The organism is Bradyrhizobium sp. 4 (assembly GCF_023100905.1).
In the GTDB taxonomy this organism is placed as follows: domain Bacteria; phylum Pseudomonadota; class Alphaproteobacteria; order Rhizobiales; family Xanthobacteraceae; genus Bradyrhizobium.
Map to the genome: position 1 here is coordinate 3,369,056 of NZ_CP064686.1, position 26,793 is coordinate 3,395,848.

A 26,793-nucleotide genomic window follows, 5' to 3' on the forward strand; every position below is an offset into this window, starting at 1 on the left:
ACGCTAGGCCTGTTCAATCTCTTCGCGCCGCACTTCGAGCTCCAGCCATTTGTCCTCGGCCTCGGCCAATTCCTTTTGCGCCTTCGTCAGAGCGTCGGAGGCCTGATCGAAGCGCTTGCGATCCTTGCGGAAGAGATCGGGGTCGTCAAGGAAGCGCTGCTGCTTGGCAATTTCGGCCTGCAGCTTGGCAATGGTCTTGGGCAGCGTCTCCAGCGCGTGTTGCTCGTTGAAGGTCAACCGTCGTCTCGCGACGCCGGACGGCGCAACTGATCGCTGCTCTCTCGTCTCTTCGACGGCCTTCGCTGTCGCCCGCTTCACGTCGGCGCCGCGCTGGGCCAGCATGTCGGTATAACCGCCGGCATATTCGAGCCAGCGTCCGTTGCCCTCGGGCACGATCACGGACGTCACCACGCGGTCGAGAAAATCGCGATCGTGGCTGATCAGGATCACGGTGCCCTCGTAGTCGCTGAGCATTTCCTCGAGGACGTCGAGGGTCTCCAGGTCGAGGTCGTTGGTCGGCTCGTCCAGCACGAGGAGGTTGGAGGGTTTTGCCAGCGCGCGTGCCAGCATCAGCCGACCGCGCTCGCCGCCCGACAGCACCTCGAGCGGCGTACGCATCTGTTCCTGGGCGAACAGGAAGTCCTTCATGTAGCTGACGACGTGCTTCGGCTTGCCGCCGACCATGACATGGTCGCCGCGGCCGCCGGTCAGCGCCTCGGCCAGCGTCGTCTTGGGATCGAGACTTTCGCGATGCTGATCGAGCGTCGCCATCTCGATGTTGGCGCCGAGCCGTATGCTGCCGCTGTCCGGCGCGCTGCCGCCGGTCAGCATCTCGATGAGCGTGGTCTTGCCGGCGCCGTTGGGGCCGACGATGCCGATGCGGTCGCCGCGCTGGACCCGGATCGAGAAGCCGTCGACGATCTTTCGCTCGCCATAGGACCGGCTGATGTTCTTGGCCTCGATGACGAGCTTGCCGGACTTGTCGGCTTCGGCAGCCGCGAGGTTGGCGTTGCCCGTCGCGCCGCGATGGGTTCGGCGCTGGTCGCGCAGTGCGTGGAGATTGCCGAGCCGCTTGACGTTGCGTTTGCGGCGGCCCGAGACGCCGTAACGCAGCCAGTGCTCCTCGTTGACGATCTTGCGGTCGAGCTTGTGCTGGTCGCGCTCTTCCTCCGCGAGCACCTCGTCGCGCCAGGCCTCGAAGGCACTGAAGCCGCGGTCGATCTGCCGTATCTGGCCGCGATCGAGCCAGGCGGTGCTGCGCGAGAGATTGCCCAGGAAGCGCCGATCGTGGCTGATGATCACCAGCGCGCAGCGGCGGCTCTCCAGTTCGCTCTCCAGCCATTCGATGGTCGGAAGATCCAGATGGTTGGTCGGCTCGTCCAGCAGCAGGATATCGGGCGAGGGCGCCAGCACGCGTGCCAGCGCGGCACGGCGGGCTTCGCCGCCGGAGACATGCGCCGGATCTTCTTCGCCGCTGAGACCGAGCTGCTCGACCAGATAGCGCGCCTGATAGTGGTCGTCGCCGGCATTGAGGCCGGCCTCGACATAGGCGAGCGTGGTGGAGAAACCGGAAAAGTCCGGCTCCTGCGGCAGGTAGCGGATGGTGGCGCCGGGCTGCACGAAACGGCTGCCGCCATCCGGTTCGACCAGGCCGGCGGCGATCTTGAGCAGCGTAGATTTGCCGGAACCGTTGCGGCCGATCAGGCAGACGCGCTCGCCGGTCGAAACCGACAGTTCGACGCCCGCCAGGAGCGGCGTGCCGCCAAAGGTCAGCTTGATATCGCGCAGTTGAATCAACGGTGGCGCCATTCGGTGTCTCAGTCCTGTCTTGTTGCGGCCTGGTCGGCGCGGCGGCGCTGAATGCGGCGGATGGTCTGGTCGAGCGTCGACAGAAATGTCGAGCGGTCGCGCGGCGAATAGGATTTCGGACCGCCGGTGACTTCGCCGGCCGAGCGCAAATCGGTCATCAGGTTGCGGACCGCGAGCGTCATCCCGATCGATTCCTCGGTGAACGCCTTGCCGTTGGACGCAATCACATCGGCGCCGGCCTTCACGCAGCGGCTCGCGAGTGGAATATCCGAGGTAATGACGATATCGCCGGGCCCGGCACGTTCCGCGATCCAGTCATCGGCCGCGTCCATGCCGGCACCCGCGGCGACCCGCTCGATCAATGGATCCTGGGGCACGCGGATGAAATTGCCCGCGACCACGCTCACGGGCAGGCCGTGCCTGCCAGCGACGCGATAGATCTCGTCCTTCACCGGACAGGCGTCGGCGTCGACATAGATGCGGGTGGTGTTTTGAGGGTTCGTCATTGTCCGTAGATGGGGCTTGCGAAGCGGTTCCGCAGCAGCCGCGTGGTACCCCATTCGGGCCGCAAAGGCGAGGGGATTGACCCCGGTTCCTCAGGGCCTACGATTGGCCTGAAACAACAAGAATTTGGGGAAAGCCAAGCCATGCCGAACCGGCTCGAAACCTATCGCGTCGAGGCCTACAACACGGCCAAGCAATCCGAAAACAAGATGCATGACGATGCAGTGGCGCGCCGCTTCGGCTTTTCCGGTGGGCTGGTCCCCGGCGTCGACGTCTTCGCCTACATGATGCATGTGCCGGTGGCGCGCTGGGGCCGCGATTTCCTGTCGCGCGGGCTGATCGAGGCGCGTTTCATCAAGCCGGTCTATGACGGCGAGACCGCCGATGTCGATGCGACCGAGCACAACGGCCTGCTCACCATCGAGGTGTTCAGTCGCATCGAGCTCTGTGCCACCGGCACGGCGTCGCTGCCGGCAACGGCGACGGCGGTGTCGTTGAGCGACTATGTCGAGGTCCCCGCTATTGCCGAGCGCAAACCGGTCAGCCCGGCAACATTCGAGACCGGCAAATGGCTGGGCACGACGCCGCGTCGCTGGGCCGGGCAGGATGCGGCCGACTATCTCGCCGACATCCGCGAGGCCGATCCGATCTTCGCGCGCGAGGGGCTCGGCCATCCCGGCCTGATCCAGCGCGTCATGAACCGCGTGCTGGTGGACAACACGATCCTCGGCCCGTGGATCCATGTCGGCAGCCGCATGCAATTGCTGTCGGCCGCACGCGCCGGTGACGAGATCGCTGCGCGGGCCAAAGTCACCGCGAACTACGAGAAGAAGGGCCACCGCTTCGTCGAGCTCGACGCGCTGGTGGTCGCCAACGGCACGACGCCGCTGGCGCAGTGCCAGCACACCGCGATCTACCAGCCGCGCGAGCAGGCGGCCGCGTAGGCGCGAAAAAGGCACATCGCTACAACACCGTTATGCCCGGGCTTGTCCCGGGCATCCACGTTCTTGATGCCTCACGGCGTGGATGGCCGGGTCAAGCCCGGCCATGACGGCGGAGAGAAAATGCTTTACGCCGCTTTCCCCTTCGCGTCCTGGATCGCACGCCACACGCGCTCCGGCGTCAGCGGCATGTCGATGTGCTTGATGCCGTAGTCGGAGAGCGCGTCGATCACCGCGTTCACGACCGTCGACAAGCTGCCGGCGCAGCCGGCTTCGCCGCAGCCTTTGCTGCCGAGCGGATTGGTCGTGGCCGGCACCGGGTGGTCCCCGACCGTCATGTTCGGGACGTCCTCGGCGCGGGGCAGTGCGTAGTCCATCAGCGAGCCCGTGATCGGCTGGCCGCTCTCGTCGTAGCGGACGTGCTCCATCAGCGCCTGGCCGATGCCCTGGACGACGCCGCCATGGAGCTGGCCCGCGACCAGCAGCGGATTGATCACCGTGCCGAAATCGTTGACCGCGCTGTAGCGCACGATCTGCACGACGCCGGTCTCAGGGTCGATCTCGACCTCGGCGACATGGCAGCCGTTCGGGAAGGCCGACGGCACCGGTTCGCTGGTGTGATCGACGTCGAGGCTGTCGGGCACGCCCTCTGGCATCTTGCTGTCATGCAGGCGCTTGGCGAGCTCCATGATGTCGATGCTGCGGTCGGTGCCGGCGATGGTGAAACTGCCGCCTTCGAATTCGATGTCGGCTTCGGACGCCTCCAACATATGCGCGGCGGCGCGCTTGCCCTTCTCGATCACAAGCTTGGCGGCGCCCACGATCGCCATGCCGGTCGCGGTAATCGAGCGCGAGCCGCCGGTGCCATTGCCGGTGTGGACGATATCGCTGTCGCCCTGCACCAGCTTGACGCTGTCGAAGGGCACGCCGAGCTGTTGGCAGAGTACCTGCGCGAATGCGGATGCGTGGCCCTGACCGTAATCAAGCGTACCGGTGATGAGCTGCACGGAGCCATCGGGATCGAACACGATCTTGCCGAGTTCGACGCCGGGAGGTGCGGTCACCTCCAGATAAGAGCCGACGGCGATGCCGCGCAGCTTGCCGGACTTCTTGCTCTCCTTCTTGCGCTTGGCAAAATTCTCGTGGTCGGAGATTTCGAGCGCCTTGTTGAAGACAGCCTGGAAGTCGCCGCTGTCATAGGTGACGCCGGAGGACGCGGCGAATGGCATCTGGTTCTGCTTGATGAAGTTGCGTTTGCGCAAGGTCAGCCGGTTGATGCCCATCTCGTCGGCGGCGCGGTCGATCAGCCGCTCCATGTAATAGTTCGCCTCGGGCCGGCCGGCGCCGCGATAGGCGCCCATCAGCGTGGTGTTGGTCAGCACCGTCTTGATGTCGACGGCCATCAACGGTGTGCGATAGACGCTGGAAAAGTTCTTGCTGGTGTTGAGCGAGAGCGGACTGGGCGCAACGCCGGTGATGTAGGCACCGAGATTGCCGTAGCCCGAGAGCTTGGCGGCGAGGAAATGCCCCTCGGCGTCCAGCGCGAGCTCGGCGTGAATCTTCTGCGCACGGCCGTGGCTGTCGGACAAGAAGCTGGTCGAGCGTTCGTCCAGCCATTTCACCGGCCGTCCCAATTCCTTGGCCGCGTACAGGATGCACATGTACTCGGGATAGTTGACGTTCTTCATGCCGAAGGAGCCGCCGACATTGGCGGTGAGGATGCGCACCTTCTCGTTCGAAACCTTCAGGTTTTTGGCGAGATTGGCGCGGTTGCCGGCGACGCCTTGTGTCGGCATCTGGATGGTGTAGCGCTCGGTCGTGTTGTCGTAGGAGGCAAGGCCAACGCGCGGCTCCATCGAGACCACGGCGACACGGGTGTTTTCGATGTCGACCCTGGTCACGTGAGCGGCGCTGGCGAAGGCGGCGTTGACCTTCTCGATGTCGCCATAGTGGTAGTCGAGCGCGACATTGTTCGGGATGTGGTCGTAGAGTTGCGGCGCGCCGGCTTTTGCGGCGTCTTCAGGGTCGGTCACCGCCGGCAGCGGCTCGATATCGAGCTCGATCGCCTCGGCCGCGTCGCGCGCCTGGGCCAGCGTCTCCGCCACCACGAAGGCGACGGGATCGCCGACGAAGCGGACCTTGTCGGTTGCGAGCGGCTGGCGGTTGGTCTGGAGCAGGGGCGAGCCGTCACGGCTCTTCAGCGGCAGGCCGCAGGTGAAGGGGCCGTAGCCGGCCGCATCGAGGTCTTTGCCGGTCCACACCCCCAGCACGCCCGGCATCGCCCTGGCGGCGTCGATGTTGATGCCGCGAATGACGCCGTGGGCATGGGTCGAGCGGACGATCGCGGCATGGGCCTGGCCGGGCAGGTTGAAATCGTCGGTGTAGCGGCCCTTGCCGCGCACCAGCGTGTCGTCCTCCTTGCGACGGACCGGCTGCCCGACGCCATATTTTTGCAGTGCAATAGCGTTTTCGAGCGTGGAGGATTTGGTGTGTTCTTGCATGGAATTGACCTGAAAAGCCGGCAAATGCGCGGTTTGGGGGGCGCCTGGGGGACCGGACCCTTCAAAAATAACCCACCGGCCCGTTCACGACAACGCACGAATGGGCATGGTCCCATGTGATGCGTTGTTGCGCAGGATTGGCGCGCTGCTAAGGTTTCAGGCGAAAAAGCAATTCCAGATCGGCCCAACCGGCCGCGGAAAGACAGTTTGTATGAATGACCACACGCGGCTCCGCGACGGCCTTGCGCCGCACGGTGAGCTGGGGTCGATGGCGGCGGCGTTCGCCACTGAACCGGCCGTCGGCGCGCAAGCGCCGGGAACCGGCGTCTACGCGGCGCTCGACCTCGGCACCAACAATTGCAGGCTCCTGATCGCCTGTCCGACCCACGACGGCTTTCGGGTGGTCGATTCCTTCTCGCGCATCATCCGGCTGGGCGAGGGCGTCTCCGCAACCGGGTGCATCAGCGAGGCCGCGATCGAGCGCGCCATCGTGGCGCTCGGCATCTGCCGAGACAAGATCAACCTGCGCAAGGCGCGGCGGTTGCGGCTGATCGCCACCGAAGCCTGCCGCGCCGCCTCGAACGCCGAAGGCTTTCGCAGCCGCGTCGCTGCCGAGACCGGGATCGAGCTCGAGGTGATCGACCGCCAGACCGAGGCGGCGCTCGCGGTGCTCGGCTGCTCGCCGCTGGTCGACCCCAGGGGCCGCGGCGCGATCCTGTTCGACATCGGCGGCGGCTCGACCGAGCTGGTGCGGATCGAGCGCGACGCCGCAAATCCGGAGCCGCGCATCAAAGCCTGGATGTCGATTCCATTCGGTGTGGTCACCCTTGCCGAGCAGTTCGGGGGCCGCGACGTGACGCCGGAGATCTACGCCGCGATGGAGCGCGAGGTGGCCCATCACATCGCGCCGTTCGCCGAACAGCATGGCGGCGATCTCGCCGACATGCATCTGCTCGGCACCTCAGGCACTGTGACGACGCTCGCCGGCATCCATCTCAATCTCGCGCGCTACGACCGCCGCCGCATCGATAGCGTCTGGATGAACGACACCGACGTCACCGCGACCATCAACAAGCTGCTCGGCATGAGCTACGAGGAGCGTGCGGCGAACAGCTGCATCAGCGTCGAGCGCGCCGATCTCGTGCTGGCCGGCTGCGCCATCCTCGACGCGATCCGCCGCGCCTTTCCGCTGCCACGCCTGCGCGTCGCCGACCGGGGCCTGCGCGAAGGCATGCTGGTCGAAATGATGCGCGAAGACGGCGCGCTCAGGAGCTGGTGAGATGGCCAAGGACACCACCGGCCGCTTGCACGTCCAGGTCAAGACCCACGGCAAGCGCAAATTGTCGTCGAAGCTCTGGCTGGAGCGGCAGCTCAACGACCCCTATGTGGTGAAGGCGAAGGCGCTGGGCTATCGCTCGCGCGCCGCGTTCAAGCTGCTCGAGATCGACGACAAATACCGGCTGCTCAAGCACGGCATGGCGGTGGTCGATCTCGGTGCGGCGCCGGGCGGCTGGAGCCAGATCGCCGCCAAGCGCGTCGGCTCGGTCGACGGCAAGGGCAAGGTCATCGCGATCGACCTGCTGGAAATCCCCGAGATTGCCGGGGTCGAGTTCGCGCAGCTCGACTTCATGGACAATGACGCGCCGGACAAGCTCAAGGCGATGCTCGACGGCGGCGCCGACATCGTGATGTCCGACATGGCTGCCAACACCACCGGTCACCGCAAGACCGACCAGCTTCGTATCGTCGGCCTGATCGAGACCGCCGCCGCGTTCGCCTGCGACGTGCTGAAACCGGGTGGGACCTTCCTGGCAAAGGCGTTCCAGAGCGGCGCCGACGCCGAGCTGCTCGCCCAGCTCAAGCGCGATTTTGCCATGGTGCGTCATGTGAAGCCCGCCGCGAGCCGTGCGGATTCCTCGGAGCGCTACGTTCTCGCGACGGGATTTCGGGGCGGGGCGACGCAGTAGCCGCGAATTCCGTCATTGCGAGGAGCTCTTGCGACGAAGCAATCCAGACTGTCTCCGCGGAGGGATTCTGGATTGCTTCGCTGCGCTCGCAATGACGAGAAGAGAGGCTACCCCAGCCGCTGATCCCGCACGTCCTGCGTATCCTCGGTCGCCGCCTTGACGGCCGCCTTGGCCGCGCCCTTGCCGGCACCCTTACGGCTCGCGATCTCCACGGCCTTGCGGCCGGAGACTTCGTGGCCGGCATCGGCGGGCATCTGCCAGAAGAACCAGCTCGACGCCGCCGAGGTCAGCGCGATGGCGACGAAGGCGGGCGCGAACACGGTGGCATTGAGCTCGCTGACATGGCTGAGCCACATCGTCGTCTCCACCGACGCGGCGCCGACGGCGACGCCGGCCGAGACCGCGAGCTGCTGGTTGACGCTGACGAGCGTGGTGGCGCGGCTCATCTGCGCCTGCTCGACCTCGGCATAGGCCACCGTGTTGATCGCGGTGAACTCGAGCGAACGGAAGAAGCCGCCAACCACCAGGATGATCATGATGATCAGCAGCGGCGTCGTCACCGTGAAGAGGGCGCAGGCGGCGAGAAAGACGGCACTGATGATCGCGTTTACCGTCATCAGGTTGCGGAAGCCGAAGGCGCGGATGATGCGCGCAGCCAGCGCCTTCATGCCCATGGCGCCGAGCGAGGAGCCAAACGTGACGAGTCCGGACTTGAACGGCGAGAGGCCGAAGCCGATCTGCATCAGCAGCGGCAACAGGAACGGCAGCGCGCCGATGCCGAGCCGGAACATGAAGCCGCCGAAAATGGCCGCGCGCAGTGTCGGCAGCCTCAGCAGCGTGAAGTCCAGCACCGGCGATCCGGTTCGTCGCGCGTGAATGACATACAGCGTCATCGAGATCGATCCTCCGGCGACCAGGGCGGCAACCGTGCTCCACGGCAGCAGATTGAGTCCGGCAACCGACAGCCCGAACGCAATGCCGGCGAGCCCGAGGCCCGCGAGTACCATGCCGTAGAGGTCGAACGGCTCTCGTTCCTCGCTTTTGATAGGATCGATGAAGCGCAAGGCCATGAAGATGCCGAGCAGCCCGATCGGGATGTTGATCAGGAAGATCCAGTGCCACGACGCATAGGTGGTGATGAAGCCGCCGAGCGGCGGCCCGATCACGGGTCCGATCAGGGCAGGGACCGTCACCCACGCCATGGCGTTGACCAGCGCGCTCTTGTCGACCGACCGCAGCAGCACGAGGCGCCCGACCGGCGTCATCATTGCCCCGCCCATGCCTTGCAGGATGCGGGCGAACACGAAGTCGGTGACCGATGTCGAGAGCGCGCAGCCGACCGAGCCGACCATGAACACGCCGACGGCAATCGCAAACACCATGCGCGCGCCGAACCGGTCGGCGGTCCAGCCGCTCGCCGGGATGAACACCGCAAGCGACAGCAGATAGGAGGTGATCGCGAGCTTGAGCGTCAATGGGCTCGTGCCGATGTCGGCCGCGATCGCGGGCAGCGACGTGGCGATCACCGTCGAGTCCATGTTCTCCATGAAGAGAGCGGTGGCCACGATCAGCGGAATGATGCGTTGCTTGTCGACCATGACGGGGGTGGTAATGGAAATCAGAAGGAAGGGCGAGAATTGCGGCTTATCACCGCCACTGGGCCGCGACCATTGCGGATCCACGCATGGCACCTAAATCCTGCGTGACCCCAGGGTGGGGTGCGTCCTGCGTAGAAGAACGTGATGATCTGCCGGCACAGGAGGGGCGTGGACGCCGTCCGCCGGCACGAGCTGCCGCCGGTTATCCCGGCTGAATTTGCCTAAAAAGCCTGTGCATGGCTGGCCGGCGGTCCGAATTGCTTTGATTCGTCGCCCGCCCGTGCTATCGACCCGCGTCAACCCCACCGATGGGCTCCGATTCTCCGGCGTTGCCGCAAGGTACGCCGAGGGCGGCGCTCATCCATAGCTATTTGCGGCAGGGCCGCGGAAGGAGTTGGCACATGGCCACGGTGCAACAAGGCATTCGCGAAGCCCTTACGTTCGACGACGTGCTGCTGAAGCCGGGCCTGTCGGACGTCATGCCGGGCGAGGTCGACATCCGCTCCCGCGTCACCCGCGCCATTCCGCTCAACATTCCGATCATGGCTTCCGCCATGGACACGGTCACCGAAGCCCGCATGGCGATCGCCATGGCGCAGGCCGGCGGCATCGGCGTCATCCACCGCAATTTCGATCCCGAAGGGCAGGCCGCCCAGGTGCGGCAGGTCAAGCGCTACGAGTCGGGCATGGTGGTGAATCCGCTCACCATCAGCCCCGATGCCACGCTGGACGACGCGCTCAAGCTGATGAGCGATCACGGCATCTCCGGCATTCCCGTCGTCACCGGTGCGGGCAAGTCCACGCCGGGCAAGCTGGTCGGCATCCTCACCAACCGCGACGTCCGCTTCGCCACCGACCGCCAGCAAAAAATCTCCGAGCTGATGACGCATGAAGGTCTCGTCACGGTGCGCGAGAATGTCAGCCAGGACGAGGCGCGGCGGATGCTGCACCAGCACCGCATCGAGAAGCTGCTCGTGGTCGACGAGCAATATCGCTGCGTCGGCCTGGTCACCGTAAAGGACATGGAGAAGGCGGTCGCCCATCCGCTGGCCTGCAAGGACGCGCAGGGCCGCCTCCGGGTCGCTGCCGCCACCACGGTCGGTGACAGCGGCTTCGAGCGCACCGAGCGGCTGATCGACGCGGGGGTCGATCTCGTCGTGGTCGACACCGCGCACGGCCATTCCCGTCACGTGCTCCATGCGGTCAACCGCATCAAGCGTCTCTCCAACTCGGTGCAGGTCGTTGCCGGCAACGTCGCGACCTCAGAGGGTGCGCAGGCGCTGATCGATGCAGGCGCGGACTGCATCAAGGTCGGTATCGGCCCGGGCTCGATCTGCACCACGCGGATCGTTGCAGGCGTCGGCGTTCCCCAGCTCACCGCGATCATGGATGCGGTCGAGGCGGCGAAGAAGTCCGACATCCCCGTCATCGCTGACGGCGGTATCAAGTTCTCCGGTGACCTCGCCAAAGCGCTCGCTGCCGGTGCCGACATCGCGATGGTCGGCTCGCTGCTCGCCGGCACCGACGAGACGCCCGGCGAAGTGTTCTTGTGGCAGGGCCGCTCCTACAAGGCCTATCGCGGCATGGGTTCGGTGGGCGCGATGGCGCGCGGCTCGGCTGACCGCTACTTCCAGCAGGACATCAAGGACACGCTCAAGCTCGTGCCCGAAGGCATCGAGGGCCAGGTGCCTTACAAGGGTCCGGTCGGCAACGTCATGCACCAGCTCGCCGGCGGCCTGCGCGCCGCGATGGGGTATGTTGGTGCGAAGGACATGAAGGACCTGCACGACAAGGCCCAGTTCGTCCGCATCACCGGCGCGGGCCTGCGCGAAAGCCACGTCCACGACGTCACCATCACGCGCGAGGCGCCGAACTATCCGGGCGGGGGTTAGTCTCCGGCTGCGCGTTGGAATTCGCGCGCTTGCCCAAATGACGGTGTCATGCCCCGCGAAGGCGGGGCATCCAGTACGTCGCGGCCTTTCGGCTCAATCATAACCGTCTCGGAGTACTGGATCGTCCGCCTTCGCGGACGATGACGGCGAGTGTGTCGCGTGCGCGTGCCAAAAGCTCGTCATTGCGAGGAGCCCGCGACAAAATTGAGAAGCAATTTTGCGCTGGTGCGACGAAGCAATCCAGCCCTTTTGTGTTGACGAGACTGGATTGCTTCGCTTCGCTCGCAATGACAGAAAATTGGAGGAAGCCATCATGTCCCAAGGCAAACGCATCGTTCTCGCCGCGCGTCCCGTCGGCGAGCCAAAGCCGTCCGATTTCCGCATCGAGGAATTCGCGGTTCCTGCGCCTGCCGCAGGCGAAGTCCTGCTGCGCACGATCTGGCTCTCGCTCGATCCCTACATGCGCGGGCGCATGAGCGACGGTCCGTCCTACGCGACGCCGGTGCCCGTCGGTGGTGTGATGGAAGCCGGTACGGTCTGTGAGGTCGCAGCCTCCAACAATCCGAACTTCGCCAAGGGCGACATCGTGCTCTCGCGCGCGGGCTGGCAGACGCACGCGATCTCCGACGGCAAGGGGCTGAACAAGATCGACCCGAAGCTCGCGCCGATCTCGACGGCCGTCGGCGTGCTCGGCATGCCCGGCATGACGGCCTATACGGGCCTGCTCGATATCGGCAAGCCGCAAGCAGGCGAGACCGTCGTCGTCGCCGGTGCCTCCGGTGCGGTCGGTTCGGCCGTGGGACAGATCGCGAAGATCAAGGGCGCACGCGCGGTTGGAATCGCCGGCGGCAAGGACAAATGCGATTACGTCGTGAAGGAGCTCGGTTTCGATGCCTGCATCGATCACCGCGATCCCGATCTGGCGGCGAAGCTGAAGGACGCCTGCCCGAAGGGCATCGACGTCTATTTCGAGAATGTCGGCGGCGCCGTGTTCGAGGCGGTGTTCCCGCTGCTCAATGCGTTTGCGCGCGTGCCGGTCTGCGGCCTCATCGCCCATTACAACGACACTGAAGCGAAGCCGCCGAAATGGGCCGCCAGCATGATGCGCGCGACGCTGACCAAGCGGCTGACCTTCCGCGGCTTCATCGTCTCCGACTTCGCCTCCCGCCATGGCGACTTCCTGCGCGACATGTCCGGCTGGGTCCGCGAAGGCAAGGTCAAGTACAAGGAGTTCGTCACCGAGGGCCTGGAGAGCGCGCCCGAAGCCTTCATGGGGCTTCTGAAGGGGGCCAATTTCGGCAAGCAGCTGGTGCGGGTTGGGCCGGACACGGCTTGACCGGCCGCTCTCGGCCCGCTCAGGGGCCGGGTATGGTTAACAAAGAGTGACCGATCGGCCACACCCGCCCGTAAAAGCCGCAGGTGTGACCGTTGGTTCATTGACGGGCCCGCGAAGGCATTGAATCATTGCGCATATTTCAGGTGCGATGATGTTAGAGCTTGTTGTTTTCTGCGTAATTCTTGTGGCCGCCGGTTATTGGGCGACGATGTTTGTCATGGGCCGTCGCGACGACGTCATCCATGGCAAGTTCGTTCACACCGAGGACGCCGGCGCGTTGGCGCAATCCGCGATACCCACGCCTATGCCGCCGTTCCCCAAGCGTCCGGTCAAAGCCACGCGGCCTGCCAATGCTGCGCCTGCCAACACCGGGGCTAAGCCAGTGAACAGCGACGCGCTGCAGTCCTTGCTTGCCGCGATCCAGCAGGATCTCAAAAGCGTCGCTTGAGCAGCGACGGGCAGCGCTAATCCTCGCCGCCCATCTTGGCCCGATCGAACAAGGTTAAAGCACGCGATAGCGGATCATGTAGGCGTCCTGCGGCGCGACCGGGCTCGCCAGTGGCGAGGCGATGCGGTCGGCGAGGTGCCAAGGGCCGAACTGAGGGCCGAGCTGCTCGGAGCGATGCGGCTCGGCGGGCAGGCGGAGGCGGAATTCGAAGGTGCCTTTGCCGGGCAGGTTCACGACCAGCACGCGGTCCGCGGTGCGGTGGTTGAGCGCCACCGCGCCACGCAGCACGGAGCGGCCATCACCGAGCTCCCGCACGCCCTCGACCAGTGCCAGCGTCTGGTTTCGGTCGGTATGCAGCTCGATCTGGGTGTCGGACGCCGCCGCCAAGGTCTCCCTGGGCATGCGGATCTCGAACTCGACCGCGGGTTTTGACGGATTGAGGCCGAGATAGGCCAGCGCGGCATGGCGCATGTCGTAGGCGGCAAAGGCGAACAGAGCGAGGGCGGCGAGCGCAGCGAGGCCGTGCCTGAGGACATCGCGCCAGGTCCGATAGCTCATTCGGAAGTAGACCGTCATCGCCAGCGCCACCGCAAGCGCCGTCGCGATGCCTGCCAGCGCCGACATCAGGATGCCGAACTGGCCATCGGCGGACTCGGTCAACGCGCCGGTCAGGCTGGCGAACTGGCTGAAGAGGGTGTTCATGGCGGTCTCTCGCCTTGCGCGCCCCAAGGGGCAAAATCGCTTTAACTGTCGACAGTTGGTCGCCTCATCGGGAACGCCGGTTCAACTCGTTGATTGTCAGGACCAGCGGTGACGGCTAATGGACGCTAGCTGTGGCTTCCGCCGGATGGGACAACCCCGGGAATTCCGATGTCCGTTCAAATGGTTTTGCTGCCGGTCTTCGTGCAGGTCGGTCTCACCTTCGCGCTCCTGATCGCCATGGCGATGGGACGCCGGCGCGCGCTCGTCTCCGGCGAGACCAAGAGTCGTGACATTGCGCTGGGCGAGCCCAACTGGCCGAAGGGGGCCACACAATTCGCCAATTGCTACCGCAACCAGTTCGAACTGCCGGTGCTGTTCTATGTCCTGATCGCGCTGGCGCTCCCGTTGCGCCATGCCGATCTCTTCATCGTGCTGATGTCCTGGGTGTTCGTGGTGACGCGCTTCGTCCATGCCGGAATCTTCGTCTCCTCCAACAATCTCGGCCGCCGCTCCACGATCTGGCTCGCCGGCGTGCTCGTGCTGCTCGCGATGTGGATCTACTTCGCACTGAAGATGCTCTTGTTGATCTGACGGTTAGCCGTCGGATTTGATCTGAAAGATTCAAATGACTCCCGCTGCCCGGCTGTCCGCAGCCATCGAACTGATCGACACCATCGAGAAGGACCGCGTGCCCGCGGCCAAGGCGCTGAAGGAGTGGGGCACCGCGCACCGCTTCGCCGGCTCCGGCGACCGCGCCGCCATTGCCGGTCTCGTCTGGGACGTGCTGCGCCGCTATGCCTCGAGCGCCTACCTGATGGATTCGGATACCGCGCGGTCGCGGCTGATCGGCATGCTTCGCCTCGAGCGCAACATGGATACGGCCACGATGGCCGCGCTGTGCGACGGCAGCCGCTTTGCCCCCGCGCCGTTGACCGAGGCCGAGCAGGCCGCGCTCGCCTCGCGGTCCCTTGAAGGTGCCCCGGCCGCGATCGCCGGCGACTATCCGGAATGGCTGGATCCGTATTTGGCAAAAGCGTTCGGCGACGAGCGCGTCGCGGAGGCGGCCGCGATGGCGAGCCGGGCGCCGCTCGACCTGCGCGTCAACACGCTAAAATCCAATCGCGACAAGGCGCTGGGGGCGCTTGCTCATCTTCATGCGAAACCGACGCAGTGGTCCGCAACCGGCCTGCGGATCGAGCTTTCGGCCGATGCGCGCAACCCCGGCATCCAGGCCGAAGAGGATTTCATCAAGGGCGCCATTGAAGTGCAGGATGAGGGGTCGCAGCTTGCGGCTGCCTTGACCGCGGCAAAACCCGGCGAGCAGGTGATCGATCTCTGTGCGGGGGCCGGCGGCAAGACGCTGGCGCTCGCCGCGATGATGCAGGGCAAGGGCCGGCTGATCGCGACCGACAGCGACAAGCGGCAGCTTGCGCCTATCCACGAACGCCTGTCGCGCGCCGGCGTCCACAATGCCGATGTGCGCACTCCCAAGGGCGAGGTCGATCCGCTGGCCGAGATCAGCGCCACCGCCGACCTCGTCGTGATCGACGCGCCCTGCACCGGAACCGGAACCTGGCGCCGCAACCCCGATGCCAAATGGCGCATGCGCCCGGGCGCGCTGGAGATTCGCCTGCGGGACCAGACCGAGGTGCTCGAGCGCGCGGTGCCGCTGCTCAAGGCCGGTGGCCGCATCGCCTACATCACCTGCTCGGTGCTTTCCGAGGAGAACGGCGAGCAGGTGAGGGCGTTCACCTCCCGCCATCCCGAGTTCGCGGTGGTGCCGCCCGAGCAGACCGCGAGCGTGCTCTGGGACAAGGCGGAGGAGTTTGCGCAAGCCGCGCTGCAATCGCCGGAAGGCTGGCTGATGACGCCGCGGCGGACGGGCACGGACGGGTTCTTCGTCTCGGTGCTGAAGAAGGCATAACCCACCCCCGTCACCGCCGGTGCGGCGGCCCCCAAAACAAAAACCCCGCGAACCGGAACCCGGTCGCGGGGTTTTCTAGCTCTACGTTCTGCCGGTACGTCCGTGGTCAGAACGGTGCGCTGGCGTTAGCCGACGCGGAGATTGTCAGCCGAGGACTTGCCGCTGCGACGATCGGCGACGATGTCGAACGAGACCTTCTGACCTTCGTTGAGGGTCGAGAGGCCAGCGCGCTCGACGGCGCTGATGTGCACGAACACGTCCTTGTCGCCGTCATCCGGCTGAATGAAACCAAAACCCTTTTGATTGTTGAACCACTTCACGGTGCCCATAGCCATGGGAATTTCCTTTGCTTAAGAAGTTAACACGCGGACCGGTACGCACTATTGCGCCCATAATCCTGATCAGTCGATGTTGGAGAAATCATCTGAAGCGTGCGCGCCCGTCAGCAACGAAGCGAAGCGGCCCAGTCGTTCGGCCAAGTATCGATGATCACAATATAGCGAGATTTTGGGGCCACTTCAAGGCACCACCCGCCGCTCGGGATGTCCCCGAATTTTGCTATTTTGCGGTGCAAATTAACCCTTCCGGGGCGCTCAATCGACGATAAACAGCGTCGCCCCCGTCGCGGTCGAGGACCGGTGCGCTGCGTCGCCGAAATCCGAGACCTGGTAGCTCATCCCCGCCGTGAGCTTGAACTTGCGGCCGTCGCGCAGCTCGCTGTCGAGCTCGCCCTGCAGCACGTACAGCACGTGGCCGCGGTCGCACCAATGGTCGGCGAGATAGCCCGGCGTATACTCGACCATCCGCACCCGGAGATCGCCGATGTCGAGCGTGCGCCACTGCGCCTGCCCGGTCTCGCCGGGATGGATGGTCGGCTCGACCTTGCTCCAGTCGGTGACGGTGAAGGGGGAGGTGGGGAGCTTCATCTGGAATCCTGTGTCAGAGCCGGCGCCGGTGTTGTTAGCGTATGTGCTCGCCACAGTCTCCGTCATTGCGAGGAGCCCTTGCGACGAAGCAATCCAGACTATCTCCGCGGACAGATTCTGGATTGCTTCGCTACGCTCGCAATGACGGGGGACAGGCTAGTGCACCGGATGATTCGCCGATCCCTGCACGATCTTTCCGGCCGCATTCACCCGCAGATATTCGCAGATCCGCTTTCCCCGCTCGTTCTCGTAGAACACCACCACGCTATCAGGGCTGACGAACAATTCGATCAGCGAGAAATGCAGGTTCGGCAACAGCGCGAGCGCCTTGCCCCAATAGGCGCGCAACGCATCCTTGCCGCGCACGGTCCCGCTTTCATCGAACCCCATCGCTGGGATGCGGTCCGACGTCATCACGACGTCCTCGTCATAGAGCGTGAGCACCCGTTCGAGGTCGCGCGCGTTCCAGGCCTCGACCCAGGTGCGGCCGAGTGCGGCGAGATTCGACGGCTGATGATGGTATGGCATGACGTTCTCCCTGTTCGGCCCTTGGTGAGTGATGGGCCATATTAGGTCAATAATACTTACCTATATTGATTTGTCCATGCCCAAAGAAGAATGTGGGCCCGCGGCGCGCGCGGTTGCGGGAAAAGTCCCCGTCGCGTATTTGCTTGCCATGACAGCAGCACAGACCGACCGCTCCGCGTCGACGCCCTCCGTGGCCTCGGCGCATGACAAGATTCTCATCGTCGACTTCGGTAGCCAGGTGACGCAGCTCATTGCGCGTCGCGTGCGCGAGGACGGCGTCTATTGCGAGATCGTCCCGTTCAACAAGGCCGAACAAGCCTTCAACGAGATGAAGCCGAAGGCGGTGATTCTCTCCGGCGGGCCTGAGTCGGTGCATGAAGCGGGCTCGCCCCGCGCGCCGCAAGCGATCTTCGATTCCGGCGTGCCGGTGATGGGCATCTGCTACGGCCAGATGGCCATGGCGGAGCAGCTCGGCGGCACCGTCGAGGGCGGCCATCACCGCGAATTCGGCCGCGCCGATGTCGAGGTGAAGGCGCCGAGCAAGCTGTTCGAGGACGTCTGGTCGCCAGGCGGCAAGAACCAGGTCTGGATGAGCCATGGCGACCGCATTACAAAAATGCCGCCGGGCTTCTCGGTGGCCGGCACGTCGCCGAACGCGCCGTTCGCGATCATCCAGGACGAGACGCGCAAATATTACGGACTGATGTTCCACCCCGAAGTGGTGCACACGCCCGACGGCGCCAAACTGATCCGCAACTTCGTTCGCAAGATCGCAGGCCTGTCCGGCGACTGGACCATGCGCGCCTTCCGCGAGGAGGAGATCGCCAAAATTCGCGCCCAGGTCGGCAAGGGCAGGGTGCTCTGCGGCCTCTCCGGCGGAGTCGATTCCGCGGTCGCAGCCGTGCTGATCCACGAAGCGATCGGCGAGCAGCTCACCTGCGTGTTCGTCGATCACGGCATGCTGCGTCTCGATGAAGCCAAGACCGTGGTCGACCTGTTCCGCCACCACTACAACATCCCGCTCGTGCACGTGGATGCCTCGAAGCAATTTCTCGGTGAGCTCGAAGGCGTCACCGATCCCGAGACCAAGCGCAAGACCATCGGTCGCCTCTTCATCGAGGTGTTCGAGGCGGAGGCCAAGAAGATCGGCGGCGCCGACTTCCTCGCCCAAGGCACGCTCTATCCCGACGTGATCGAGAGCGTCTCGTTCACCGGCGGCCCCTCGGTGACGATCAAGTCGCACCACAATGTCGGCGGTCTTCCTGAGCGCATGAACATGAAGCTGGTCGAGCCCCTGCGCGAGCTGTTCAAGGACGAAGTGCGCAAGCTCGGCCGCGAGCTCGGCCTGCCCGAAATCTTCGTCGGCCGCCACCCATTCCCGGGCCCCGGCCTCGCCATCCGCTGCCCCGGCGACATCACCCGCGAAAAACTCGACATCCTGCGCAAGGCCGATGCCGTCTACATCGACCAGATCCGCAAGCACGGCCTCTACGACGACATCTGGCAGGCCTTTGCCGTGCTGCTCCCGGTGAAGACCGTCGGCGTCATGGGCGACGGCCGCACCTACGACTTCGTCGTGGGCCTGCGCGCCGTCACCTCCACCGACGGCATGACCGCGGACTTTTACCAGTTCGACATGAAGTTTCTCGGCGAGACCGCCACCCGCATCATCAACGAGGTGAAGGGCGTGAACCGGGTGGTGTACGACGTGACGAGCAAGCCGCCTGGGACGATTGAGTGGGAATAGTTTTTAGAGACTGAGTGTCGAAGGCGCGCTTTTAGGGGCTCCGTTTCGGTCGGTTCTGTACCATCATGCTCCATGATGGTATCTGGCGGCGAACCGAACGGAGAATGCCTTGTTGACCGATACGGGACTTCAGAAGCTCGAGCCTTTCGAGAGGCTTTGCAAGCGCGGCGACCGCGACGGCGTTGCCGTCCTGCCCATCAACAGGCGCAAGCAGATCTGTGAAAGTGGCAACCACACCATCAAGGTGGTGCATTGATGCGCGCCGCGATGAAAGTGGTGGTGGCCGCAATATTTGCGATGCCTGCTGCGGTGGCTCTGGCGAAGTCTCCGGATTGCGCGAGTTGGCCCACGAACATGGCCCTCGTGCACCTCAAGAACGCCGGCCTGATTGACATCCCATCGGTAATCGAGGCGCAGACCAAGGCCGTTCGTCTCGCATCCGAAAAGATCGGCAAAGACCTCTACCAGCAGGTTTACGACATCACCTTTCACACCAAGGATGGCAAGACGATCGAGGTCATCACGAAAAACCAGGCATCAAGCGTGGAATGCTCGATGAGCGGCGTCGACGTCTACGTGGTCTCGACGAAAATCGGCGGGTCGGCACAGCTGCCATCTGAGGGCACGACAAAAAAGTGATCCGGCTCGGTTATGGTGACAGTGCGCAAAACCAGTCTCAACTTTGGTGCACTGTCCGGTCACGCCGTCCACTCCCTGCCGCTTTAGCCTTCGCCGACCCTTAATTCCGGCTCCTCGGCGCAAATCGCGGCGAGGAAATCGATGAAATGCCGCACCCGGGACGGCATGCGCCGGCCGGCAGCGGTCACTGCGTTGATCGGGAAGGGCGGCGGCGCATGCTGGTCCAGAATGCGTACGACCTCGCCCGACGCCAGCACATCCGTGAACAACCAACTCGCGTGATGGGCAATGCCGAGGCCCGCGAGAACCGCGCCGCGGACATGCTCGGCGTCATTCGTGCGGAACGCTCCCCCACCATCGACCGTGACCTGCCCGCCGTCTACGTGGAAACCCCACCCAATGATATCGCCCTGGTAGACATAGCTGATGCGCTGGTGGTTGCGCAGTTCGCCTAGCGTTTGCGGCGCGCCGTGTTGGGCAAGATAGCTGGCAGAGGCCACGGTTATCATCCGCATGTCGCCGATGCGCCGGGCGACGAGTGCTGAATCCGAAAGCCGACCGATACGGATCGCGACGTCTATCCCTTCCTCGATGAGGTCAACGTGTCGCCCGGAGACTTCCATCTCAATCGCGACGTCGGGGAAACGGTTCCTGAAATCCGATAGCCGGGGAATAACGAACATCCTCCCGAAGGCTGGCGAGAGGGTCACGCGGACCAGCCCTGAAGGGGCGGACTGCCCCTCAAGGACTCTCTCTTCGAGCGAGTCGATATCCTGAAGGATACGGACGGTGGCCTCGTAATAGTCCTGTCCTGCCGGCGTCACGGCAAGGGCACGGGAATTTCTCGCGAGGAGTTGCGTCCCGAGCCGCGCTTCGAGCGCAGCGAGCTGCTTGCTGACGGTCGGCTGGCTGACGTTGAGGTCACGCGCCGCCTGCGAAAAGCTTCCGCTTTCGACGACGCGCACGAACATCCGTATCGCGTCCAGCTTATCCATCAATTTTTTCCGGACACGCCCCGCCGCGCATACAATCCTCAGTCCATTCCTCTCCGGAATAGATGGCATTCTATAGGCGTCAATTTCATTTGCAAAATGAATATGCGACTCGGCGTTCGGCCGCCAGCTCAGGGGGCCGTGCTGAAAGGAAGAGTGATGGCAATCAAGATCTATGGTGATGCGGGCTCGGGCAGCTTGCGTCGCGTGACCACGGCTGCGAAGATCATGGGCATTGAACTCGATCGCGTGAACGTCGACCTTTTCAAAGGCGAGAGCCAAACCGACGCGTTCAAATCACGTCTCAATCCCAACGGTCTCACTCCGGTTCTGGAGGATGGGGACACCATTGTCTGGGAAGCGTCAGCGATCAATCTGTATCTCGCCAGCAAGGTGAACTCGCCGCTGGTCGGAACCACGCCGGAGGAGCAATTCCAGGTGCTTCAGTGGATGTTCTGGTCCGGCGAACAGTGGCGCACCTTCACGACCACTCTCTTCGACGAGCGCGTCGCCAAGACGATCATGGGCTTGCCGAAGGACGAGTCCCTCATCGCGTTCGCTGAGCGTAAGATCCGCGCCGCAGCGAAGGTCCTCGACCAGCATCTTCAAGGCCGCAAGTTCATGGTTGGCGATGCGTTGACCTTTGCTGATATCGATATTGCGGCGCCTTTCTCCCAGGTCGATCGTGCAAAGTTTCCGTTCAAGGACTATCCGAACTTGATCGCCTGGCACGACAATCTTCTTCGGTCGTTCCCGGCGTGGGCGGAGACGAAGGCCGAAATTGACAACCGTATGGGAAGCTTTCTGACGAGCGTCGGTGTGAAGCTATAAAAATCCAGGCTTGCCCATACGCGAAATTGAATTCGCGATGCCAAGGCCAGGTTCTCCGCGGTTGTCGATGCGGCGGTAGAGGGCACGCCTGCGGTCGTCACGGCCAGTGCGCAGGGCGGATTAGCCGCAAGGCGTAATCCGCCCGCTTCGCCGGGCGTCGCTCCGCTCCTGAAACGGCGCCGATACGCCGATTACTGCTCCTTCCTGAACAAATCCTGGAAGATGAGCGGGCCCCAAACCCGGCCGCGTGCGTGCACCAGCGCGCCACCCTCGTTGAGCTTTCCCAGCTTGACGGGTGCGAACCCGAGTTGTTTGGCCAGCGCCGCCACGGGAGCAATCGCGTCGTCGTCGTCGCTCGAGAGAAAGACGACGCGGTGGCCGCCCTCGACGACCGGATCGGTGGCCAGAGTGGCCGCACCCAGGTGATTGAAACCTTTCACGAGCTTGGCGCCGGTGAACGCCTTCGCGACGACAGCGGAGGACAGAAGACCATCCAGCTCTTCTCCAAACCCGTTCGTCGCGTCGATGATCGTCTTGCCTTTCCAGCTCGGCAGGGCCTTCGCAACCTCGCGATGCTCCCCGAACGGGACCGCCAGGATGATCGTGTCGGCCTCCAGTGCTTCCCGCAGCGACTTGGCGACGACCGTGGGTCCAATCGCCCGGGCCTGCGGCGCCAACGCCTCGGGCGGCCGGCGGCTCGCGACCGTTACGGCGATGCTTTTACGGGCGAAGGCATGGGCGAGGGCCTGACCGATCTTGCCGAATCCTATGATTGCGTAGCTCATAATATTTCTCCAATCCGTGTTGATATTGATTTCCGGGCCGTTCAGATGGCCGAGAAGCCGCCGTCGACCGACAACTCCACCCCATTCACGAAGCTCGAATCGTCTGAAGCAAGAAACAGCGCGACCGCCGCGATTTCCTCAGGACGACCCATCGTTCCCCTGGGGATCAGGGATTCGAACATCCGCTTCGCTTCCTCGGTGAGAACCTGATCCTGCATCGGTGTGGCGATCGGCCCCGGGCTCAGCACGTTCACCCGGATATTCCTGCCCTTCAGTTCGTTGAGCCACGTGCGTGCAAATGAGCGCAGCGCCGCCTTGCTCGCCGCATACACGCCGTAACCAGGAAAACCTTTCACCGACGCAACGGACCCCGTCATGAAGATCGATCCGCCATCGCGAAACAGCGGCAACGCCTTCTGCACAGTAAACAGCGTGCCGCGCGTATTCAGGCCGAAGGTTGCATCGAAATGCTGCTCGGTGATCTCGCCCAGTGGGACGGCTTCGCCCATGCCGGCGCTCGCGTACAGGACGTCGATCCTGCCCTTGTCCCGCTTGACCGTTTCGAACAGGCGGTCGAGGTCGTCGAGATTGGCCGCGTCGCCGCGCACGCCCGTCACGTTCCGGCCAATCAACTTGACGGCGTCGTCGAGCGCCTCCTGCCTCCGGCCCGTGACGAAAACATAAGCGCCTTCTTCAACGAACCGCCTGGCGCTCGCCAGCGCCATGCCGCTCGATCCGCCCGTGATGACCGCAACCTTGCCGTCAAGCTTTCCCATGATTTCTCCTGTCGTGGTGTCGGGACAGCATCTGCCCCCGAGACCCGCGAGATAGGTCCGGCGGCGGCAGGCGTTGAGTGCGGAAACGCGCACATCGGTGGTGCGAAATCGATCCGGCCGGACGACTGACGCCAGCGGCGACGATCGACGTCGGGCCGTTGGGAAGGGGCTGCGCCTGCCGGAACGGGGCTATGATGACCGCCCATACTGCGGTACGAGGCGTTCGATTGGACTTGGAAGGCGCACCGCGCGGTGCGGGATTGCACCATGATCGACTGGGACGATATTCGCTATTTTCTAGCCGTCGCGCGGGGAGGCTCGGTGCGGGCGGCCGCCGAGCACCTCGGCGTGAACCACGCGACCGTGCTGCGACGCATCGCCCAGCTCGAGGAACGCCTCGGGGTCCAGATGTTCGAAAAGCTGCCTTCGGGCTACCGGCTGACGGCTGCGGGCGAGGAGGTCCTCGAATTCGCGGACCAGATGGAAGCGTCGTCGCACCAGCTGGAGACGCGCGTGTTCGGGCGCGACCAGAGCGTGCGCGGGCGTCTGCGGGTGACGCTGGCGCCGCCGATGGCGACACATTTGCTCATGCCTGATTTCGCCGATTTCGCGCGTCTGCATCCCGATATCGAGATGGATATCCTGTCGTTCGGCGAGCTGGCAAATCTGACCAACCGGGAGGCCGACGTCGCGATCCGCGTCGTCTACGATCGCAAAACGCTGCCGCAAAATCTTCACGGCATGAAGGGACCCGAGCTGTTCGGCGGCGTCTACATGTCCAGGGATCGACTGGCCGCGTGGCGTGCCGGCGCGCCTGATCCCATCCGCTGGATCGTCATCAGCATTCACGGCATCCCGGACTGGGCCAGCGCGGGTGAGGTTCGCACCACGGGCGTTCCATTCAGGGTCACGGACGCCGGGGCGCAGATCGTTGCGGTCCGGCAAGGGCTCGGCATCACGACGCTGCCGTGCTTCGTCGGCGATGCCGACCCGCTGCTGGCGAGGGTGCCGGGCAGCGAGTTGCACATGTACGGAACGGTCTGGCTCCTCACACAGGGCGAGACACGCAAGACCAAGCGCGTGCGGCTCTTCACGGAGTTCGTATCCCGCCGGCTCGCCGCGTATGCGCCGCTGCTGGCAGGGCTGGTGGTATCGCGCGACTGACGCGGGGCAGGTCGCTGTCAGAAAGGTTGGCCTCGACAGATCGTTGCGTTATCGTGCTTGAGAACAATCGAGTGGGAGTAGGGTGGTGACTGCTATTGGTCCAGCATCGCTGAGTGTTGTTTCTTGGAGAGGCAGCGCCGCTTAGGTCATGGGATTTGGGGTATTCATCCATCGATTGGACTCGATCTACGATGATAGCCCCGCTGAGCAGTACCAATTTCCCAGTCAATATCTTCATCGCGTTGAAGCCTGCATCGGCGATTGGATAGTATATTACGAACCGAGCAAGGTCGTAGAAACGCGCGGTTACTTTGCAATTGCTCGGGTTCGGCAGGTTATTCCCGATCCCGGTACTTCCGGGATGTATCTCGCTTTGATTGAACCCGGAAGCTATCTCGATTTTGCCAATCCAGTCCCATTCAACGGACCGACAGGTCCAGTAGAGCGCGGCGTCCTTAACGAGCAGGGACGGATTTCAGGACGCGCTCAGTCCGCAGTCCGCCCAATCTCCGTCGACGATTTCAATAGGATATGCGAGATTGGTTTCGCAGAGAACGCGCCTCTGCTGCCGCGGCGCGACGGCGACCTCCCATTGCTCGATCTTAACGACCAGCCGCAGGTGCCGTTCACGGTTGAGCAGCAGCGCGACCGTGTGAGCGTGACGGTATCGAGAATCCTGCGCGACCGAGTGTTTCGCCGTATCGTCCTCCGCGCCTACGATGAGCGTTGCGCCGTCACCGGCCTCAAGCTCATCAATGGGATGGGGCGCGCTGAGGTCGCGGCGGCTCACATACGACCCGTCGAGGCAAACGGGCCGGACATCATCAGCAATGGGATTGCTCTTTCCGGCACCGCACATTGGATGTTTGATCGTGGTCTCATCGGCTTCGCGGATGATTTGGAGATATTGATCTCGCGCCAAACAAATGATCTGGATGGAGTGCGATCGATCATCAACAAGACAGGGCACGCTCTTGCGCCGCGCCGGGCATCGGACCGTCCACATCCGCACTTCCTGAAGTGGCACCGCGAGCATTGTTTCAAACAATAAGCAAAAGCCGTGCGGCTCATACGACCGAACCCGCCCGTCGCTGAGCCGCGATCAGCATCTCCACAAACGCGGTGACCTTGGGCGGGCGGAAGCGAGCCGCAGGGTAGACCGTGTGGATGCCGCCGGATGGCAGTTGCCATTGCGGCAGGATGTGGATGAGGCGCCCCGCCGCGAGATCGTCCGCCACCAGGAAATCCGGCAGCACCGACAGACCGCCGCCGGCGAGCACGGCCGCGAGCACGCCCGGTGTCGTGTCGATGGCGATGCTCGCCTGCAGGCGCACGGCGCGTCGATCGAGATCGCCGCGCGAGAACTGCCACAGCAGCGGCTCGCGCAGCGCCATGTTGGCGACGAACGGGAGCGTCACGAGGTCGTCGGGATCGCGCGCGGCGGCGATCCGATCCGTGAACGCGGGAGCGCCGACCAGACATTGCCGGAACGATCCGATCTTGCGCGCTTGCAGGCTGGAATCGACCAGCCAGCCGACCCGGATCGCCATGTCGATCTGGCCTGAGGCGAGGTCGACCGTCTGATCTTCGAGCGTCAACTCCACCCGGCAGTTGGGATAGCGTGCCGCGTAGGCGGTGACGACGGCGACGACGACGGCGGTGCCGTAGTCGTTCGGCGCCGTGATCCGCAATGTGCCGGTCGGCGCAGCGGCTGCCTGAGCGAGTTCGTCGAAGGCATCCTCGGCTTCGCGCAGGATCATGACGCAGCGCGCATGAAACATGCGGCCCGCGTCGGTCGGATGGACCCGGCGCGTCGTGCGCACGAGAAGGCTGGTGCCGAGATCGCGCTCCAGTTGCGCCACTTGCTGGCTGACCACGGCCTTGGTGATGCCGAGCCGCTCGGCTGCCCGCGTGAAGGATCCGGTGTCCACGACGGCTGCGAAATAGGCGAGGCGGTTCAGGTTCATGGCTCGTCCGGTCAGATCTACTGTTAGCTAATACCATACATTCTGTCTGTTTTGTTGATATTTATCTACCAATGTGCGCATGCCACATTGCGGTTCAAGGAGATCGCCATGTCCGCGCGCATTCCCATCACCTACCTGTTCGACCCGCTCTGCGGCTGGTGCTACGGGGCCTCCACGCTGATCGAGCAACTCGTCGCCCGACCGGATTTTGCTATCGAACTTGCGCCGACAGGCCTGTTCGCCGGCGAGGGCGCGCGTCCGATGGACGACGGCTTTGCCGCCTATGCCTAGACCAACGACCAGCGGATTTCGCGCTTGAGCGGTCAGCCCTTCAGCGAAGCCTATCGCCGCGATGTGCTGGGCGACCGCACGCGCCTGTTCGACTCCGGCCCGGCCACATTGGCGCTCACGGCTGTCGCGCTCACGGCGCCTGATCGGGAGTTCGCGGCGCTGAAGGCCTTCCAGCTCGTCCGCTATGTCGAAGGCCGCGACAGCACCGACATGTCCGTTCTGTCGGATGTGCTCTGCGCGATGAACTTGCCGGAGGTTGCCGCCCGCCTGGCGAGCCCCGACAACGTATTGATCGCCGCGTATCGCGCGCGTCTCGAGGCAGCGCGTGCCGAAATGCGCCGGCTCGGCGCCAACGGCGTCCCGGCCCTGATCGTAGGCACCGGCAATGATCGCGGCCTTGTGCAAGCAAGCGCGCTGTTCGGCAGCCTGGACGTCCTGATCGATGGACTGAAGGCGGCGTGAGCGCAGCGATCAACACAGTCGAGACCATCCCATTTGAATTTCGAAATTGCAGACCAGCACCAG

General features: G+C 64.2%; 28 protein-coding genes. 16 read left to right on the forward strand and 12 right to left on the reverse strand.

The genetic code is table 11. The annotated features are described in order from the left end of the window. Positions 1 to 3: 3 nt before the first annotated feature. Together IVB45_RS15385 and IVB45_RS15390 are read right to left on the reverse strand one after the other, a co-directional pair. Entirely contained in the window at positions 4 to 1,809 is a 1,806-nt protein-coding gene (locus IVB45_RS15385; protein WP_027517420.1) for an ATP-binding cassette domain-containing protein, read from the reverse strand. Positions 1,810 to 1,817: 8 nt separating this feature from the next. Continuing rightward, complete coding sequence (locus IVB45_RS15390) at positions 1,818 to 2,315, reverse strand: YaiI/YqxD family protein (RefSeq protein ID WP_007609125.1); 498 nt, start codon at positions 2,313 to 2,315, stop codon at positions 1,818 to 1,820. Positions 2,316 to 2,456: 141 nt separating this feature from the next. On the opposite strand from IVB45_RS15390, the gene IVB45_RS15395 reads away from it, so the two are divergent. Next, positions 2,457 to 3,257, forward strand: coding sequence for a hypothetical protein (locus tag IVB45_RS15395; protein WP_247360513.1), 801 nt, complete (start codon positions 2,457 to 2,459; stop codon positions 3,255 to 3,257). A 125-nt stretch (positions 3,258 to 3,382) separates the two neighbouring features. Here the strand turns inward: IVB45_RS15395 and IVB45_RS15400 are convergent, their stop codons facing one another. Continuing rightward, complete coding sequence (locus IVB45_RS15400) at positions 3,383 to 5,755, reverse strand: xanthine dehydrogenase family protein molybdopterin-binding subunit (protein WP_247360515.1); 2,373 nt, start codon at positions 5,753 to 5,755, stop codon at positions 3,383 to 3,385. A 211-nt stretch (positions 5,756 to 5,966) separates the two neighbouring features. Between IVB45_RS15400 and IVB45_RS15405 the strand changes: the two genes are divergently transcribed. Next, a complete protein-coding gene (locus IVB45_RS15405) occupies positions 5,967 to 7,034 on the forward strand; it encodes a Ppx/GppA phosphatase family protein (protein WP_247286523.1) in 1,068 nt (355 codons plus the stop codon). A 1-nt stretch (position 7,035) separates the two neighbouring features. Beyond that, complete coding sequence (locus tag IVB45_RS15410) at positions 7,036 to 7,722, forward strand: RlmE family RNA methyltransferase (protein ID WP_027569580.1); 687 nt, start codon at positions 7,036 to 7,038, stop codon at positions 7,720 to 7,722. 107 nt (positions 7,723 to 7,829) lie between these two features. Here IVB45_RS15410 and IVB45_RS15415 read toward each other — a convergent pair whose 3' ends face one another. Then, positions 7,830 to 9,320: an MFS transporter gene (locus IVB45_RS15415; protein WP_247360516.1), complete on the reverse strand. Its 1,491-nt coding sequence runs from the start codon at positions 9,318 to 9,320 to the stop codon at positions 7,830 to 7,832. Positions 9,321 to 9,721: 401 nt separating this feature from the next. On the opposite strand from IVB45_RS15415, the gene guaB reads away from it, so the two are divergent. The 3 genes from guaB (at position 9,722) to IVB45_RS15430 (ending at position 12,996) form a co-directional block, all read left to right on the forward strand. Further along, a complete protein-coding gene (guaB, locus tag IVB45_RS15420; protein ID WP_007609139.1) occupies positions 9,722 to 11,212 on the forward strand; it encodes an IMP dehydrogenase in 1,491 nt (496 codons plus the stop codon). A 313-nt stretch (positions 11,213 to 11,525) separates the two neighbouring features. Next, a complete protein-coding gene (locus IVB45_RS15425; protein ID WP_247360517.1) occupies positions 11,526 to 12,548 on the forward strand; it encodes an NADP-dependent oxidoreductase in 1,023 nt (340 codons plus the stop codon). A 151-nt stretch (positions 12,549 to 12,699) separates the two neighbouring features. Beyond that, positions 12,700 to 12,996, forward strand: coding sequence for a hypothetical protein (locus tag IVB45_RS15430; RefSeq protein WP_247360691.1), 297 nt, complete (start codon positions 12,700 to 12,702; stop codon positions 12,994 to 12,996). A 54-nt stretch (positions 12,997 to 13,050) separates the two neighbouring features. Here the strand turns inward: IVB45_RS15430 and IVB45_RS15435 are convergent, their stop codons facing one another. Then, the gene (locus IVB45_RS15435; protein WP_247360518.1) at positions 13,051 to 13,698 is read right to left on the reverse strand and encodes an acriflavin resistance protein; all 648 of its coding nucleotides are present in this window, start codon (positions 13,696 to 13,698) and stop codon (positions 13,051 to 13,053) included. Positions 13,699 to 13,866: 168 nt separating this feature from the next. Between IVB45_RS15435 and IVB45_RS15440 the strand changes: the two genes are divergently transcribed. Then, positions 13,867 to 14,289 carry an MAPEG family protein gene (locus IVB45_RS15440; protein WP_027569585.1) on the forward strand — a complete coding sequence of 141 codons (423 nt, stop codon included), beginning with the start codon at positions 13,867 to 13,869 and terminating at the stop codon, positions 14,287 to 14,289. Between the two features lie 34 nt (positions 14,290 to 14,323). Next, complete coding sequence (locus IVB45_RS15445; protein WP_247360519.1) at positions 14,324 to 15,622, forward strand: RsmB/NOP family class I SAM-dependent RNA methyltransferase; 1,299 nt, start codon at positions 14,324 to 14,326, stop codon at positions 15,620 to 15,622. Positions 15,623 to 15,747: 125 nt separating this feature from the next. Here IVB45_RS15445 and IVB45_RS15450 read toward each other — a convergent pair whose 3' ends face one another. From IVB45_RS15450 to IVB45_RS15460, 3 genes are all read right to left on the reverse strand, one after another. Next, positions 15,748 to 15,957, reverse strand: a complete 210-nt coding sequence (locus tag IVB45_RS15450) for a cold-shock protein (protein WP_007592195.1) — start codon at positions 15,955 to 15,957, stop codon at positions 15,748 to 15,750. A 258-nt stretch (positions 15,958 to 16,215) separates the two neighbouring features. After that, positions 16,216 to 16,548: a DHCW motif cupin fold protein gene (locus tag IVB45_RS15455; RefSeq protein ID WP_027569587.1), complete on the reverse strand. Its 333-nt coding sequence runs from the start codon at positions 16,546 to 16,548 to the stop codon at positions 16,216 to 16,218. A 156-nt stretch (positions 16,549 to 16,704) separates the two neighbouring features. After that, entirely contained in the window at positions 16,705 to 17,076 is a 372-nt protein-coding gene (locus tag IVB45_RS15460; protein ID WP_247360520.1) for a nuclear transport factor 2 family protein, read from the reverse strand. A gap of 76 nt (positions 17,077 to 17,152) precedes the next feature. On the opposite strand from IVB45_RS15460, the gene guaA reads away from it, so the two are divergent. From guaA to IVB45_RS15475, 3 genes are all read left to right on the forward strand, one after another. Then, entirely contained in the window at positions 17,153 to 18,823 is a 1,671-nt protein-coding gene (gene guaA / locus IVB45_RS15465) for a glutamine-hydrolyzing GMP synthase (RefSeq protein ID WP_275992119.1), read from the forward strand. Between the two features lie 109 nt (positions 18,824 to 18,932). Further along, positions 18,933 to 19,079: an integrase gene (locus tag IVB45_RS15470; protein ID WP_247360521.1), complete on the forward strand. Its 147-nt coding sequence runs from the start codon at positions 18,933 to 18,935 to the stop codon at positions 19,077 to 19,079. Further along, entirely contained in the window at positions 19,079 to 19,462 is a 384-nt protein-coding gene (locus IVB45_RS15475; protein ID WP_247360522.1) for a hypothetical protein, read from the forward strand. The genes IVB45_RS15470 and IVB45_RS15475 overlap by 1 nt, the downstream gene beginning before the upstream one ends. A gap of 83 nt (positions 19,463 to 19,545) precedes the next feature. Here IVB45_RS15475 and IVB45_RS15480 read toward each other — a convergent pair whose 3' ends face one another. Next, positions 19,546 to 20,457 carry a LysR family transcriptional regulator gene (locus tag IVB45_RS15480; protein ID WP_247360523.1) on the reverse strand — a complete coding sequence of 304 codons (912 nt, stop codon included), beginning with the start codon at positions 20,455 to 20,457 and terminating at the stop codon, positions 19,546 to 19,548. 156 nt (positions 20,458 to 20,613) lie between these two features. On the opposite strand from IVB45_RS15480, the gene IVB45_RS15485 reads away from it, so the two are divergent. Next, a complete protein-coding gene (locus IVB45_RS15485) occupies positions 20,614 to 21,285 on the forward strand; it encodes a glutathione S-transferase family protein (RefSeq protein WP_247360524.1) in 672 nt (223 codons plus the stop codon). A 191-nt stretch (positions 21,286 to 21,476) separates the two neighbouring features. Here the strand turns inward: IVB45_RS15485 and IVB45_RS15490 are convergent, their stop codons facing one another. Together IVB45_RS15490 and IVB45_RS15495 are read right to left on the reverse strand one after the other, a co-directional pair. Then, the gene (locus tag IVB45_RS15490; protein ID WP_247286502.1) at positions 21,477 to 22,070 is read right to left on the reverse strand and encodes an NAD(P)-binding domain-containing protein; all 594 of its coding nucleotides are present in this window, start codon (positions 22,068 to 22,070) and stop codon (positions 21,477 to 21,479) included. A 41-nt stretch (positions 22,071 to 22,111) separates the two neighbouring features. After that, a complete protein-coding gene (locus IVB45_RS15495) occupies positions 22,112 to 22,846 on the reverse strand; it encodes an SDR family oxidoreductase (RefSeq protein ID WP_247286501.1) in 735 nt (244 codons plus the stop codon). 267 nt (positions 22,847 to 23,113) lie between these two features. Here IVB45_RS15495 and IVB45_RS15500 point away from each other — a divergent pair, with 267 nt between their 5' ends. Together IVB45_RS15500 and IVB45_RS15505 are read left to right on the forward strand one after the other, a co-directional pair. Continuing rightward, positions 23,114 to 24,010: a LysR family transcriptional regulator gene (locus IVB45_RS15500; protein WP_247360525.1), complete on the forward strand. Its 897-nt coding sequence runs from the start codon at positions 23,114 to 23,116 to the stop codon at positions 24,008 to 24,010. A gap of 148 nt (positions 24,011 to 24,158) precedes the next feature. Beyond that, positions 24,159 to 25,061, forward strand: coding sequence for an HNH endonuclease (locus IVB45_RS15505; protein WP_247360526.1), 903 nt, complete (start codon positions 24,159 to 24,161; stop codon positions 25,059 to 25,061). Between the two features lie 16 nt (positions 25,062 to 25,077). Here the strand turns inward: IVB45_RS15505 and IVB45_RS15510 are convergent, their stop codons facing one another. Beyond that, positions 25,078 to 25,977 carry a LysR family transcriptional regulator gene (locus tag IVB45_RS15510; protein ID WP_247360527.1) on the reverse strand — a complete coding sequence of 300 codons (900 nt, stop codon included), beginning with the start codon at positions 25,975 to 25,977 and terminating at the stop codon, positions 25,078 to 25,080. A 108-nt stretch (positions 25,978 to 26,085) separates the two neighbouring features. On the opposite strand from IVB45_RS15510, the gene IVB45_RS39070 reads away from it, so the two are divergent. Both IVB45_RS39070 and IVB45_RS15515 read left to right on the forward strand, forming a co-directional pair. Beyond that, positions 26,086 to 26,268, forward strand: coding sequence for a hypothetical protein (locus IVB45_RS39070; RefSeq protein WP_346015312.1), 183 nt, complete (start codon positions 26,086 to 26,088; stop codon positions 26,266 to 26,268). Between the two features lie 24 nt (positions 26,269 to 26,292). Further along, positions 26,293 to 26,730 carry a hypothetical protein gene (locus tag IVB45_RS15515; RefSeq protein WP_346015313.1) on the forward strand — a complete coding sequence of 146 codons (438 nt, stop codon included), beginning with the start codon at positions 26,293 to 26,295 and terminating at the stop codon, positions 26,728 to 26,730. The last annotated feature ends 63 nt before the right edge of the window (positions 26,731 to 26,793 follow it).